14 protein-coding genes are annotated in these 14,241 nt (G+C 60.7%); 12 read left to right on the top strand and 2 right to left on the bottom strand.

All coding sequences use genetic code 11. The annotated features are described in order from the left end of the window. From ACGYKA_RS00280 to ACGYKA_RS00225, 12 genes are all read left to right on the top strand, one after another. Window positions 1–375, top strand: a complete 375-nt coding sequence (locus ACGYKA_RS00280) for a hypothetical protein (protein ID WP_067263450.1) — start codon at window positions 1–3, stop codon at window positions 373–375. A gap of 6 nt (window positions 376–381) precedes the next feature. After that, window positions 382–1,422, top strand: a complete 1,041-nt coding sequence (gene nuoH, locus ACGYKA_RS00275; RefSeq protein WP_067263452.1) for an NADH-quinone oxidoreductase subunit NuoH — start codon at window positions 382–384, stop codon at window positions 1,420–1,422. Between the two features lies 1 nt (window position 1,423). After that, window positions 1,424–1,918, top strand: coding sequence for an NADH-quinone oxidoreductase subunit NuoI (nuoI, locus tag ACGYKA_RS00270; protein ID WP_067263454.1), 495 nt, complete (start codon window positions 1,424–1,426; stop codon window positions 1,916–1,918). Beyond that, window positions 1,915–2,331, top strand: coding sequence for a carboxymuconolactone decarboxylase family protein (locus ACGYKA_RS00265; RefSeq protein ID WP_394422992.1), 417 nt, complete (start codon window positions 1,915–1,917; stop codon window positions 2,329–2,331). The genes nuoI and ACGYKA_RS00265 overlap by 4 nt, the downstream gene beginning before the upstream one ends. Then, window positions 2,328–2,930 carry an NADH-quinone oxidoreductase subunit J gene (locus ACGYKA_RS00260; protein WP_067268146.1) on the top strand — a complete coding sequence of 201 codons (603 nt, stop codon included), beginning with the start codon at window positions 2,328–2,330 and terminating at the stop codon, window positions 2,928–2,930. The genes ACGYKA_RS00265 and ACGYKA_RS00260 overlap by 4 nt, the downstream gene beginning before the upstream one ends. A 261-nt stretch (window positions 2,931–3,191) precedes the next feature. Beyond that, window positions 3,192–3,497 carry an NADH-quinone oxidoreductase subunit NuoK gene (gene nuoK / locus ACGYKA_RS00255; RefSeq protein WP_007119508.1) on the top strand — a complete coding sequence of 102 codons (306 nt, stop codon included), beginning with the start codon at window positions 3,192–3,194 and terminating at the stop codon, window positions 3,495–3,497. Between the two features lie 4 nt (window positions 3,498–3,501). Further along, window positions 3,502–5,634 carry an NADH-quinone oxidoreductase subunit L gene (gene nuoL / locus ACGYKA_RS00250; RefSeq protein WP_394410338.1) on the top strand — a complete coding sequence of 711 codons (2,133 nt, stop codon included), beginning with the start codon at window positions 3,502–3,504 and terminating at the stop codon, window positions 5,632–5,634. After that, window positions 5,634–7,196 carry an NADH-quinone oxidoreductase subunit M gene (locus ACGYKA_RS00245; RefSeq protein WP_394410341.1) on the top strand — a complete coding sequence of 521 codons (1,563 nt, stop codon included), beginning with the start codon at window positions 5,634–5,636 and terminating at the stop codon, window positions 7,194–7,196. The genes nuoL and ACGYKA_RS00245 overlap by 1 nt, the downstream gene beginning before the upstream one ends. Window positions 7,197–7,210: 14 nt before the next feature. Continuing rightward, window positions 7,211–8,656 (top strand): NADH-quinone oxidoreductase subunit NuoN, encoded by a 1,446-nt coding sequence (gene nuoN, locus ACGYKA_RS00240; RefSeq protein ID WP_067268151.1) that lies wholly within the window; start codon window positions 7,211–7,213, stop codon window positions 8,654–8,656. Window positions 8,657–8,688: 32 nt separating this feature from the next. Continuing rightward, window positions 8,689–9,420: a biotin--[acetyl-CoA-carboxylase] ligase gene (locus tag ACGYKA_RS00235; RefSeq protein ID WP_271687633.1), complete on the top strand. Its 732-nt coding sequence runs from the start codon at window positions 8,689–8,691 to the stop codon at window positions 9,418–9,420. Window positions 9,421–9,442: 22 nt separating this feature from the next. Continuing rightward, the gene (locus ACGYKA_RS00230) at window positions 9,443–10,219 is read left to right on the top strand and encodes a type III pantothenate kinase (RefSeq protein WP_209218020.1); all 777 of its coding nucleotides are present in this window, start codon (window positions 9,443–9,445) and stop codon (window positions 10,217–10,219) included. 1 nt (window position 10,220) lies between these two features. Further along, window positions 10,221–11,888 (top strand): ribonuclease J, encoded by a 1,668-nt coding sequence (locus tag ACGYKA_RS00225; RefSeq protein ID WP_394410344.1) that lies wholly within the window; start codon window positions 10,221–10,223, stop codon window positions 11,886–11,888. Here ACGYKA_RS00225 and ACGYKA_RS00220 read toward each other — a convergent pair. Then, a complete protein-coding gene (locus tag ACGYKA_RS00220; RefSeq protein WP_394410347.1) occupies window positions 11,872–12,534 on the bottom strand; it encodes a hypothetical protein in 663 nt (220 codons plus the stop codon). The two genes, ACGYKA_RS00225 and ACGYKA_RS00220, sit on opposite strands and share 17 nt — an antisense overlap. Before the next feature lie 100 nt (window positions 12,535–12,634). Continuing rightward, on the bottom strand, window positions 12,635–14,143 hold the full coding sequence (locus ACGYKA_RS00215) for a DEAD/DEAH box helicase (protein WP_394417297.1): 1,509 nt from the start codon (window positions 14,141–14,143) through the stop codon (window positions 12,635–12,637). Window positions 14,144–14,241 lie beyond the last annotated feature (98 nt).

Raw genomic sequence — 14,241 nt, 5'->3', positions numbered from 1 at the left:
ATGGCGCTGGCCCCCTTGATGCTACTGGCCGCCTGCGAACCGCAGGTGCCGGTGGCCGAGGATTTTATCCCCGATTACAAGGGGGTCGAAACCCAGCTTTTGGACGGTGATTTGGTGCAATTCAACGTGGCGATGACCAAGGCGCTTTCGGCGCAGGACGTGTCGGACTACGCCGAATGCGCCGCCGCGCAATACACGCTGATCCGGGGCTACGGTTTTGCGCGTCATGTGCGGACAAATGTGAGCGAAGAGGGTGGCATATGGCGGGCAGATGCTGTTTACACAATCTCGCCGAGCCTGCCCAAAGGCTTGAAGACAATTGATGCCGAAGTGACCGCGTTTCAATGCGCGGAACGCGGCATTCCGACGGTGTGAGGACTTATGGCTGATTTCTTTTACACGACCGGGCTTGGCATTGCCCTGCTGACGGTTGGGCAGGTGTTGCTGCTGGTGGTGCCGTTGCTGCTGGCGCTGGCCTTCCTCATGTATGCCGACCGCAAGATCTGGGCCGCCGTGATGATGCGCCGCGGCCCCAACGTTGTGGGCGTCTTCGGCCTGCTACAGAGTTTTGCCGACTTCCTCAAATATATCGTTAAGGAAGTGGTGGTTCCGGCGGGCGCAGACAAGGGGGTCTTCTTCCTTGCGCCGATGATTTCCTTTGTCATGGCGATGATCGCCTGGGCGGTGATCCCGTTTAACGACGGTTGGATCCTGTCGGACATCAACGTGGCGATCCTCTATGTCTTTGCCGTCTCCTCGCTCGAGGTTTACGGCGTGATCATGGGCGGTTGGGCGTCGAACTCGAAATATCCCTTCTTGGGCTCTCTGCGCTCCGCCGCGCAGATGATCTCTTATGAAGTGTCGATTGGTCTGATCATCATCGGCGTGATCCTCTCGACCGGGTCGATGAACTTCTCGTCCATCGTGGCGGCGCAGGATGGCGACTGGGGTCTGCTGAACTGGTACTTCCTGCCGCATTTCCCGATGCTGATCCTGTTCTTCATCTCGGCGCTGGCGGAAACCAACCGCCCGCCCTTCGACCTGCCGGAAGCGGAATCGGAACTCGTCGCGGGCTATCAGGTGGAATATTCCTCGACGCCCTTCCTGCTCTTCATGATTGGCGAGCTGGTGGCGGTGGTGCTGATGTGCGCGCTGGTGTCGCTGATGTTCTTCGGTGGCTGGCTGTCGCCGGTGCCGTTCCTGCCCGATGGCTTCTTCTGGATGTTCATCAAGATGCTGATGGTCTTCTTCATGTTCGCCATGGTGAAGGCAATCACGCCGCGCTACCGCTATGACCAGCTGATGCGGCTGGGGTGGAAAGTATTCCTTCCCTTCTCGCTCTTCTGGGTGGTCTTCGTGGCATTCGCTGCAAAATTCGATTGGTTCTGGGGCATCTACGCCCGCTGGACCGTAGGGGGCTGATATGGCTGCGACTGATTACACCCGCGCCGCGAAATATTTCCTGCTGGCGGATTACGCCAAGGCGTTCATGCTGGGGATGCGCTATTTCTTTGCGCCAAAAACCACGCTGAACTACCCGCATGAAAAGGGGCCGCTGTCGCCCCGCTTCCGTGGGGAGCATGCGCTGCGCCGTTATCCCAATGGGGAGGAACGCTGCATTGCCTGTAAGCTTTGCGAAGCGATCTGCCCCGCGCAGGCGATCACCATCGACGCCGAAGCGCGCGAAGACGGCAGCCGCCGCACCACGCGCTATGACATCGATATGACCAAATGCATCTACTGCGGTTTCTGCCAGGAAGCCTGCCCGGTGGATGCCATTGTCGAAGGCCCGAACTTCGAATTCTCGACCGAGACCCGCGAAGAGCTTTACTACGACAAGGCCAAGCTTTTGGACAACGGCGAACGCTGGGAAGCCGAGATTGCCCGCAACCTCGAAATGGACGCGCCCTACAGATGAGCGACCCCAAGAACCCTTTTGATGCGATGATGAAGCAAGCGCAGGAAATGGCGAAAGCCTTTCCAGCGATGGATGCTTTTTCGCCTAAAGGGTTCGAGGCGATGATGGGCACCATGCCGAAGGAAATGATGGATTTCTGGTTCGGCGACACGGTCAACAAGGGCGGGCTGGACGCGCGGACGCGGCTGCTTCTGACCCTTGCCGGGTTGACCATGCAGGGCGCGCAGAATGACATGGCCCTTCGCCAAACCGTGCGTCACGCGCGCGAGGCGGGGGCCACGAAACAACATATCGTCGAGACGATCAGCCAGATGTCGGTCTTTGCCGGGCTTCCCGCCATGACCCGGGCCTTGGAGCTGGCGCAATCGGTTCTCGACGAAGACAAAGATACCAAGAAGGAAGACGGCGCATGACGGTCTTTTCATTTTACCTCTTCGCGATCAGCGTCATCACCGGCGGGCTGTTCACGGTGATCAGCCGCAACCCGGTGCATTCGGTGCTCTGGCTGATCCTGTCCTTCCTTTCGGCGGCGGGGCTCTTTGTTCTGCTCGGCGCGGAGTTCGTGGCGATGCTGCTGGTCATCGTCTATGTGGGCGCGGTGGCGGTGCTCTTCCTCTTCGTTGTCATGATGCTCGACGTGGACTTCGCCGAACTCAAGGCCGAGATGGCGCGCTACATGCCTTTGGCCTTGCTGATCGGGCTGGTGATTTTGATGCAATTCGTCATGGCCTTCGGCGCATGGGAACAGAGTGCGGCGGCAGAGAGCCTGCGGGCCAATGCGATTGATCCCGCGCGGTTCAACACCGAAGCTCTCGGCCTGCTGCTGTATGATCGTTACTTCCTGCTGTTCCAACTGGCGGGGCTGATCCTGCTGGTGGCGATGATCGGGGCGATCGTGCTGACATTGCGTCACCGCAAGGACGTGAAGCGCCAAGACGTGGTGGCCCAGATGATGCGCGACCCGGCCAAGGCGATGGAGCTGCGCGACGTGAAGTCAGGGCAGGGCCTGTAATAGACGGAATTTTTTGAAAATTCCGGGGCCGTTCTCTTTGAAAGAGAACGGCTGAACCAAGAGAGAGAAGGGACGTCGAAATGTCGAGAACAACAATCGTGGTACTGGTCGTGGTGTTGATCGTCGTGTTTTTCGGCGGCTACAGCTTTATCGGCTAAAGCATCGGCAATCCCGGTGGCAGCCGGGGCAAAGTGATACTAAAAGCCCCCTCAGATGGGGCGCGACCAAAGCCCATCAAGGGGCGGGAACGTAAGGGACGACATGATCGGACTTGAGCATTACCTGACAGTGGCGGCGACGCTGTTTGTCATCGGCATCTTCGGGCTATTCCTGAACCGCAAGAACGTGATCATTCTGCTGATGAGCATCGAATTGATGCTGCTCGCGGTGAACATCAACCTCGTCGCCTTTTCGAGCTTCCTTGGTGATCTGACGGGGCAGGTCTTCACGCTTTTCGTGCTTACCGTCGCCGCGGCCGAGGCTGCCATCGGCCTCGCCATTTTGGTCTGTTTCTTCCGCAACCGTGGCTCGATCGCGGTGGAAGATGTCAACGTGATGAAGGGCTGAGGCAATGGAAACCACGATCCTATTCGCCCCGCTGGTGGGCGCCATCCTCTGCGGTTTCGGCTGGAAGATCATCGGTGAGAAGGCCGCCCAGTGGGTCGCCACCGGGTTGCTGTTCCTTGCCGCCTTCCTGTCTTGGGTGGTCTTCCTGACGCTTGATGGTCCCGCTGAGCAAATTCAGATCCTGCGCTTTATCGAAAGCGGCACGCTGAGCACAGATTGGGCGATCCGGCTCGACCGTTTGACCGCGATCATGTTGATCGTCATCACCACGGTGTCGAGCCTCGTACATCTCTATTCCTTCGGCTACATGGCCCATGACGAGAACTTCCGCGATAACGAAAGCTATCGCCCTCGGTTCTTCGCCTATCTGTCTTTCTTCACCTTCGCGATGTTGATGCTGGTGACCGCCGACAACCTCGTGCAGATGTTCTTTGGCTGGGAAGGCGTGGGCGTGGCCTCCTACCTGCTGATCGGTTTCTACTTCCGCAAGCCGTCGGCCAATGCCGCGGCGATGAAAGCCTTTGTGGTCAACCGGGTGGGGGACTTTGCCTTCCTGCTCGGCATCTTTGGCCTTTACATGCTGACGGACTCGATCCGCTTTGACGATATCTTTGCCGCCGCACCCGATCTGGCCGAACAGTCCGTTACCTTCCTGTGGAACGACTGGAACGCGGCGAACCTGATCGCCTTCCTGCTGTTCCTCGGCGCGATGGGTAAATCGGCTCAGCTTTTCCTGCACACATGGCTGCCTGACGCGATGGAGGGCCCGACGCCTGTGTCGGCGCTGATCCACGCCGCGACCATGGTGACCGCGGGTGTTTTCCTTGTCTGCCGCATGTCGCCGGTGATGGAATTCGCGCCCGAGGCGATGGGTTTCGTCACCGTGATCGGCGCCACCACTGCCTTTGTTGCCGCGACCATCGGCCTTGTGCAGACCGACATCAAACGCGTCATCGCTTATTCGACCATGTCGCAGCTTGGCTATATGTTCGTGGCCGCGGGCGTGGGCATGTATTCGGCGGCGATGTTCCACCTTTTCACGCACGCCTTCTTCAAGGCGATGCTCTTCTTGGGCGCGGGCTCGGTCATCCATGCGATGCATCATGAGCAGGACATGACCAACTACGGCGGTTTGCGCAAAAAGATCCCCTATACCTTCTGGGCGATGATGATCGGCACGCTGGCCATCACCGGCGTCGGCATTCCGCTCACGCATATTGGTTTCGCGGGCTTCCTGTCGAAGGACGCGATTATCGAGAGCGCTTGGGGCGGTGGGTCGATGTATGGCTTCTGGCTTCTTGTAATCGCCGCGGCGATGACGAGCTTCTACAGCTGGCGCCTGATTTTCCTGACCTTCTTTGGCAAGCCGCGCGGCAACAAGCACACGCATGAGCATGCGCATGAAAGCCCGATGGTCATGCTGATCCCGCTTGGCGTTCTGGCGCTCGGCTCGGTCTTTGCCGGGATGATCTGGTACGGCAGCTTCTTTGGTCACGCGGATCAAGTCGGCAAGTTCTACGGCATCCCGATGGCCGAGATGGCAGGCCACGGCGACGATCATGTCGAAGGGGCCGAGGATGACCACGGCGCAACTGGTCCGGTCGATGGCGACCATGGCGCGGATGCGCTGGTTGAAGGCCACCAAGACGCAGGCACCCATCACGAAGCCTTCGGCGGTGCGCCGGGCGAGGGGGCGCTTTACTTCGCACCTGACAACCATGTGCTGGAAGATGCCCATGCCGCGCCGAAATGGGTCAAGGTCTCGCCCTTCATCGCGATGCTGGCCGGTCTGGTCATGGCGCTGTGGTTCTATATCTGGAGCCCGACCGTCCCGGGACGGCTGGCGGCAAACCAACGCCCGCTTTACCTGTTCCTGAAAAACAAATGGTACTTTGATGAGGTTTACGACGTGATTTTCGTGCGTCCTGCCAAAACGATCGGCCGGTTCCTGTGGAAACGCGGCGATGGCACTGTGATCGACGGCACGCTTAATGGCATCGCCATGGGGATCATCCCCTTCTTCACCCGCCTCGCAGGTAAGGCACAGACGGGCTATATCTTCACCTATGCCTTCGCCATGGTGATCGGCATCGCCGTTCTGGTGACATGGATGACGATGAGCGGAGGAGCGAACTGATGGATACGCATCTGCTTTCAATCATCACATTCATTCCGGCATTCGCAGCGTTGATCCTTGCGGTCTTCCTGCGGGGCGACGATGCCGCCGCCGGGCGCAATGCGAAATGGTTGGCCTTCATCACCACGACGGTCACCTTCCTGATCTCGCTTTTTGTGCTGTTCGAGTTCGACCCGTCGAACACCGATTTCCAATTCGTGGATGAGGCTGATTGGCTCTTGGGCCTGAAATACCGCCTCGGCGTCGACGGCATCTCGATCCTTTTTGTAATGCTCACAACCTTCATGATGCCGCTCGTCATCGCGGCAAGCTGGAACGTCGAGCATCGCGTCAAGGAATACATGATCGCCTTCCTGCTGTTGGAGACCCTGATGCTGGGCGTCTTCATGGCCCTGGATCTGGTGCTCTTCTACCTCTTCTTCGAAGCGGGCCTGATCCCGATGTTCCTGATCATCGGCATCTGGGGCGGGAAAGAGCGGATCTACGCGAGCTTCAAGTTCTTCCTCTACACCTTCCTCGGCTCGGTGCTGATGCTGGTGGCCATGGTGGCGATGTTCACCGAAGCGGGCACAACCTGCATCGGTGGCTGCGAAATCAGCCTGCTCACGCATAACTTCGGCTCCGAAAGCTTTGAGGTTCTGGGCATCCAGATCGTCGGCGGCATGCAGACGCTGATGTTCCTCGCCTTCTTCGCCAGCTTCGCGGTCAAGATGCCGATGTGGCCAGTGCACACTTGGCTGCCCGATGCCCACGTTCAGGCGCCGACGGCAGGCTCCGTGGTGCTGGCGGCAATCCTGCTCAAGATGGGCGGCTACGGCTTTCTGCGCTTCTCCTTGCCGATGTTCCCAGTGGGGGCCGAGGTGATGACGCCGCTGATCCTGTGGATGTCGGCCATCGCCATCGTCTACACCTCGCTGGTGGCGTTGGTGCAGCAGGACATGAAAAAGCTGATCGCCTATTCCTCGGTCGCGCATATGGGTTTTGTGACCATGGGCATCTTTGCGGCCAATCAGCAGGGTGTCGATGGGGCGATCTTGCAGATGATCAGCCACGGCTTCATCTCCGGCGCGCTCTTCCTCAGCGTGGGCGTGATCTATGACCGGATGCACACCCGTGAGATCGACGCCTATGGCGGTCTGGTGAACCGGATGCCCGCCTATGCGCTGGTCTTCATGTTCTTCACCATGGCCAATGTGGGCCTGCCGGGGACATCGGGCTTCGTGGGTGAATTCCTGACGCTGATGGCGACCTTCCAAGTGAACACTTGGGTGGCGGCCGTGGCCACGACGGGCGTGATCTTCTCGGCGGCCTATGCGCTGTGGCTCTATCGCCGCGTGGTGATGGGTGACCTGATCAAGGAAAGCCTCAAGGCGATCACCGATATGACTGCGCGTGAGAAATGGATCATTGCCCCTCTGGTGGCGATGACCCTGATCCTGGGCGTCTACCCGGCGCTGGTGCTGGACATGATCGGGCCCTCCGTGGCTGCCCTGATTGAAAATTACGACATGGCGCTGGAGGCGGCTGACACCGCCGTGCAGACCGCCGATGCCTCGCATTAAGAAGGACTTGGCGCATGATATCCGCTGATCTGAACATCATTCTGCCTGAGATCGTCCTTGCGGGGTTTGCCCTGCTTGGCCTTCTCGGCGCGGTCTATACGTCGAAAGACAAGGCCGCCGGGGTGCTCGTCTGGGTGACCGCGGTGGTGATGGTGCTGCTGGCCGGTTGGGTGGCCATGTCTGGCGACGGCACCACCAATATCGCCTTCCACGGCATGTTCATCGACGACACTTTCGCGCGTTTCGCCAAGGTGACGATCCTGCTTTCGGCCGCTGCCGTCTTGGTCATGTCGGAAAACTATATGAAACTGCGCGGCTTGCTGCGGTTCGAGTATCCGATGCTTGTGGCCTTGGCTGTCGTCGGGATGATGATGATGGTCTCCGCCGGCGACCTGATGGCACTCTACATGGGCCTCGAGCTGCAATCGCTGGCGCTTTACGTCGTGGCCTCCCTGCGCCGCGACTCGGTTAAGTCCACGGAAGCAGGCTTAAAGTATTTCGTGCTCGGCGCGCTCAGCTCGGGCTTGCTGCTCTATGGTGCATCGCTGGTCTATGGCTACGCCGGGACCACGCTGTTCGCGGGCATCATCACCACGGCGCAGACGGGCGGCACATCGCTTGGCTTGCTCTTTGGTCTGGTCTTCCTGATCTCCGGCCTTGCCTTTAAAGTCTCCGCCGTGCCCTTCCACATGTGGACACCGGACGTTTACGAAGGTGCGCCCACGCCGATCGCGGCCTTCTTTGCCACGGCGCCCAAGGTCGCGGCGATGGGGCTCTTCGCGCGGGTGATGCATGACGCCTTTGGTCAGATCGTCAGCGACTGGACCCAGATCGTCGCGCTGCTGTCGGTCCTGTCGATGTTCTTTGGCTCGGTCGCCGCGATCGGTCAGACCAATATCAAACGTCTGATGGCCTTTTCCTCCATCGCGCATATTGGCTATGCGCTGATGGGTCTGGCCGCGGGCACCGCCTTTGGCGTGCAGGCGATGCTGGTCTATATGGCGATCTATGTAACCATGAACCTCGGCACCTTCGCCTTTATTCTGTTGATGCAGAAAGACGGCGCGCCGGTGACCGATATCACCCTGCTCAACATGTATGCCAAAACCAACCCGGGCCGGGCGCTGGCGATGCTGGTGCTGCTGTTCAGCCTTGCGGGCGTGCCGCCGATGCTGGGTTTCTTCGGCAAGTTCTATGTGCTGCGCGCGGCCTATGACGCCAATATGACATGGCTGGCCATCGCGGGCGTGATCGCCAGTGTGATCGGTGCCTATTACTACCTGCGCATCGTCTTTTACATGTACTTCGGCGAAGAGCGTTCGGACACGCTCGACCACCAGAACGGCGGCGTGCTGACCGTGGTGTTGATGGCCTCTGCCGTCATCATGATCGTCGGTATTGCCAATATGTTCGGCGTCGAAGGCTTGGCCGCATCGGCAGCGGCATCGCTGGTGAACTGAGCGGTGCGGCACGAGATCGGCCAGACCCGCGCATGACCCCTTGGCCGGAAGGCTATGGCCGGCGCGTCTATGACACGCTCGATTCCACCCTCTCAGAGGCGGCGCGGTTACAGCAAGAGCTGACCGCGCCGACTTGGATCTTGGCGCTGGAGCAGACGGCTGCGCGCGGGCGTCGGGGCCGGAGCTGGGCCACCCCCCGCGGCAATTTCGCAGCCACCCTGATGATGCCGCGCAAAGAGCCGCCGGGAGTCGCCGCGCTACGCTCTTTCGTGGCGTCGCTCGCGCTTTACCGTGCATTCGTGGCTGTGACGGGGCGGGAGGACGCTTTTGCACTCAAGTGGCCGAATGACGTTCTGCTGCGCGGGGGCAAGGTCGCTGGCATCCTGCTGGAGAGCGTGGGCGAGCATTTGGCCATTGGCGTCGGCGTGAACCTTGCCCATGGACCGGCGGCGGGCAGCCTTGAGGCGCGCGCCTTACCTGCGGTGACCCTGCGCGAAGCGGGGGCGAACGTGAGCGCGGAAGAGTTCCTTGACGTGCTTGCGCGGGAATACGCCGGTCTGGAAGAGCAGTTCACGACCTATGGGTTCAGCACGATCCGCAGCGCATGGCTGGCCCATGCCGCGCGGCTCGGAGAGGTCATCACCGCGCGCACCATGCGCGACGAGATGACCGGCGTTTTCGAAGATGTAGACAGCGCAGGCAATCTGATCCTGCGCACCCGCGACGGCGCGGTGCCCATCACCGCGGCGGACGTGTTTTTCTAAAATCGGGGGGAGGGGAGGCACCATGCTTCTGGCAATCGACTGCGGCAATACCAACACCGTGTTCTCTATCTGGGACGGGGATGCGTTTATCGCCACATGGCGCACGTCGACCGAATGGAAACGCACCGCGGACCAATATTACGTTTGGCTCAACACTCTGATGCGGCTCCAAAATATCGACGCCGACATCACTGATATGATCATCAGCTCGACGGTGCCGCGGGTGGTGTTCAACCTGCGCGTTCTGGCGGATCGCTACTTTAACACGCGGCCCTTCGTTGTCGGGAAACCGGGCTGCGCACTGCCCATCGACGTGCGTGTGGACGAGGGCACGCAGGTCGGCCCGGACCGGTTGGTGAACACCGTGGCGGGCTATGACCTCTATGGCGGCGACCTGATTGTGGTGGATTTCGGCACGGCCACGACCTTTGACGTGGTGGCCGATGATGGGGCCTATATCGGGGGGGTGATCGCGCCTGGGGTGAACCTCAGCCTAGAGGCGCTGCACAACGCCGCCGCTGCCCTGCCGCATGTCGATATCTCGAAACCGCCCTCCGTCATTGGCACCAATACGGTGGCCTGCATGCAGTCCGGTGTCTTTTGGGGTTATGTCGGGCTGGTTCGTGAGATATGTGAGCGGATAAGGGCGGAACGTGCAAGACCCATGCGCGTTATCGCCACGGGGGGTCTGGCACCGCTGTTTCAGCAGGCAGTCGACCTGTTCGATGATTATCAAGATGAACTCACGATGCACGGGCTGACCGTGATCCACGATTACAATAAGGACAAAGCTGAATAATATGAGCAGCGAACGATTTATCTATCTGCCCCTCGGTGGGGCGGGTGAAATTGGCATGAACGCCTATGTCTATGGCTACGGCAAGCCCGGGAAAGAGCGGCTGATCGTCGTCGACATCGGTGTCGCCTTCCCGGATATGGACAGCACGCCGGGCGTGGACCTGATCCTGCCCGACATCACTTGGCTGAAGGAACGCCGCGACCAGATCGAGGCGATCTTTATCACCCATGCTCACGAAGACCACATCGGTGCCATTGCGCATTCCTATGAGGTGCTGAAGGCGCCGATCTATGCGCGCGCCTTTACCGCCAATATCGCACGGCGGAAGATGTCCGAACACGGCCACCCCGAGGATGCGGTCACCACCGTCAGCGCATGGCCCGAGCAGATCACCGCAGGCCCGTTCAAAGTGGGCTTCCTGCCGATCTCGCATTCGATCCCCGAATCCTCGGCCATGGTGATCGACACGCCCGAGGGGCGCACGATCCATTCGGGCGATTTCAAGATCGACCGCACGCCGGGCGTCGGCGAAGCCTTTGACGACGCGCTTTGGACCGAGGTTTGCAAGGATGGCGTGAAGGCGCTGATCTGCGACAGCACGAATGTTTTCTCCGCCCATCCCGGTCGCTCCGAAGCCACCGTGGGCCCGGAGATCGAAAAGCTGGTGAGCAGCGCCGAGGGCATGGTCGTCGCCACCACCTTCGCGTCCAACGTGGCGCGGGTCAAAACGCTGGCCGAAGCCGGTGCGCGGGCAGGGCGGTCCATCGTGCTCTTGGGCCGTGCGATGAACCGCATGGTCGAAGCCTCGATCCAAACCGGTGTGATGACAGACTTCCCGCCCGTCATCTCGCCCGAGAACGCCCGCGCGATCCCGCGCGAGAACCTGATGTTGCTGGTCACCGGCAGCCAAGGGGAGCGCCGCGCGGCTTCGGCGCAACTGGCCCGGGGCAAGTATCAGGGGATCGAGTTGAAAGAGGGCGATCTCTTCCTCTTTTCGTCGAAAACCATTCCGGGCAATGAGCGTGGCGTGATCGGCATCATCAACCAGTTCTCGGAAAAGGGCGTCGATGTGGTGGATGACTCCTCAGGCCTCTACCACGTTTCGGGCCATGCCAACCGCCCCGATCTGGAAACGCTACATGCCATCGTGAAACCTCAGGTTCTGATCCCCATGCATGGGGAGCATCGCCACCTGCGCGAACACGTCAAGATCGCCGATGCCAAGGGCATCACCGGCGTTCTGGCGGTGAACGGCATGATGGTGGACCTGTCGGGCAACAAGCCCAAAGTGGTCGAACATGTCGACACGGGCCGCATGTATCTGGACGGTTCGGTTCAAGTCGGCGCGCTGGATGGTGTGATCCGCGACCGTATCCGCATGGCGCTGAACGGCCATGCCACGGTGACGCTGATCCTCGATACAGATGACGAGCCTTTGGGTGAGCCTTGGGTCGATCTGATGGGCCTGCCGGGAACGGGCCGCTCCAACGCGCCGCTCGTCGATGTGCTGGAACAAGACCTCAGCCAATGGCTGAACCGTCAGAAAGCCGCCACCCTGCGGGATGACGACAAACTGAATGACGGTTTGAAAAAGGTCGCGCGGCAGTCGTCCTATGACGAAATCGGCAAGAAGCCGGAAGTCACCGTGGTGGTCAGCCGTCTGAGCTGACCTCCGCGTCACCGCTGCACATATAGACCGCGCCGCCCACCGCGACCACGCTTACCCCCGTGGCCGCAAGGGCGGCGGGGGTCGAGAGTGCGGTGGCCAGCGTGCTGCCTGTCGTCGCCAAATTGGCGCTGAGGGCAGAGGCACCGCCCGTTAGAATAAACGCCCCCGATTTATGGGCCACGGCGCGGAGGTTCTCCGGCTGGCTGAGCCTGTCCACGGCGGAGCGCGCGATGTTCTTGCTGATCTCGACAGTCTCTTCCTTGGTGGTGTTCACCCGCTCGCAGAAGGTCTTCTTGCAATAGCCCCGATAGTTCCGCGCGCCGGGGATCAGGAAATGCCCGTCTTCGGGCGTGGCGGTCAGGCAATAGCCGTCGATCTGATCCAGCGGCACGGTGGTGGCGAGGTAGTCGAACAGCACCCCGCTGTCGCAGGCGGGCGGCGTGCCCCAAAGCCTGCTCCACTTCCGCGCGGGCCAATTCATCAGACGCTCGCGGGTGCCGACCTCTTCGGCGAAATTGGCGAAATTCTCGGCTTCCACCACAACTTCGGCGCCATTGACTTCGGCCCGGCAGCGTTCGGCGCTGGCGGGGACGGCGGTAAGGGCGGTCAGGGTAAAGGCAAGGGCGAAGGGGGCGGGGCGCAGCATGATGGTCCTATGTGAGTGGTTTCCCCTCACATAGCACAGACGAAAAAGCCGCCAATCCCGGCGGGGATCGGCGGCGAATTCATGCCCGCGGTGCCGGGGTTTAGATGCGTTCGCGGAAGCTTAGACCGATGAAGTCTGGCGTGTGATCGCCCAGACCGACGACACGGTTGTCGTTGCCGCCCCGTTTGTCGCCCCGGCCACGTCCGCCGCGGGACTTCTTCTCGTCCTTGTTGCCGCGGCCCGACTTGCGCTCGTCCTGCGTGGCTTCTGTCTTTTCGGGCAGCGCTTTGTCGTCGGTTTTGGTGTCGACCTTGGCCTCAGCCTTCTCGGCCTGCGGTTGCTTGTCCTCGACAGGCGCCTCGACAGGTTTGTCGGCCTTGCGGCTGCGAGAGCGGGTCCGCTTGGGCTTGTCATCGGACTTGGCCGGTGCGTCGGAGGTCTCCTCGGCGGGTTTGGCTTTGCCGAGCGGGTTTTCGATGCGCGGGATTTCCTTTTGCACCAGACGCTCGACATCCTCGAAGTTCTTTTCGTCGCGCGGCTGGCAGATCATGATCGCCTTGCCATCGCGACCCGCGCGGCCGGTGCGGCCAATGCGGTGAACGTAGTCTTCGGCATGGCTCGGCACGTCGAAGTTGAAGACATGGCTTACGCTTGGCACATCAAGGCCACGCGCGGCGACGTCAGAAGCCACGAGGAAGCGCAACTCGCCACCCCGGAACCCTTCGAGCGTGCGGGTCCGCTGGCTCTGGTCCAGATCGCCGTGGATCGGGGCCGCGTCATAGCCGTATTTCTTCAGCGATTTCGCGACGATATCCACGTCCATCTTGCGGTTGCAGAAGATGATCGCATTGGTGCATTTCTCACCTTCGGCGTCGATCAGCAGGCGCAGCAGCTTGCGCTTCTCGCTCGCCTCGCGGTCCTTGCGCGAGCCTTTGAACATCACGACGCCCTGTTCGATATTCTCGCTCGTGGTCGCCTGACGCGCCACTTCGATCCGCTCAGGGTTGCTAAGGAAGGTGTTGGTGATCCGCTCGATCTCAGGCGCCATGGTGGCTGAGAAGAACAGCGTTTGCCGGGTGAAGGGCGTGAGGCCGAAGATCCGCTCAATGTCAGGGATAAAGCCCATGTCGAGCATCCGGTCAGCTTCGTCCACGACCATGACCTTGACGTCCGACAGGATCAGCTTGCCACGCTCGAAATGATCAAGCAAGCGGCCCGGTGTGGCGATCAGCACGTCGACGCCCTTGTCGATCAGCTTGTCCTGCTCCTTGAACGAGACTCCGCCGATGAGCAGCGCCTTGGTCAGTTTCAGATGCTTGGAATAGGTGTCGAAGTTCTCGGCAACCTGTGCGGCCAGTTCCCGCGTGGGGCAGAGCACGAGGCTCCGCGGCATCCGCGCGCGCGCCCGGCCACGGGCGAGAAGCGACAGCATTGGCAGCGTGAAGCTGGCTGTCTTGCCGGTGCCGGTCTGGGCGATACCCAAAACGTCACGACCTTCAAGAGCGGGGGGGATGGCGCCCGCCTGAATAGGTGTAGGCGATTCGTAGCCCGCTTCTACAACGGCTTTAAGAACCTTGGGATTCAGGTTGAGATCGGTAAATTTTGTCATGTGCGTCCGGGTTGAGCGGACACTGACTTGGCCCGCGGCAGCAATACAAGCCGGCCCGAATGGCCCTTGGGGCGGCTTCTGCCGCGGCATGTTCCCGA

It is taken from the genome of Sulfitobacter sp. 1A15106 (assembly GCF_043556995.1).
Lineage (GTDB): Bacteria > Pseudomonadota > Alphaproteobacteria > Rhodobacterales > Rhodobacteraceae > Sulfitobacter > Sulfitobacter faviae.
The sequence above is the reverse complement of the archived record's forward strand: the minus strand, read 5'-3'. Positions and strand labels throughout refer to the sequence as shown.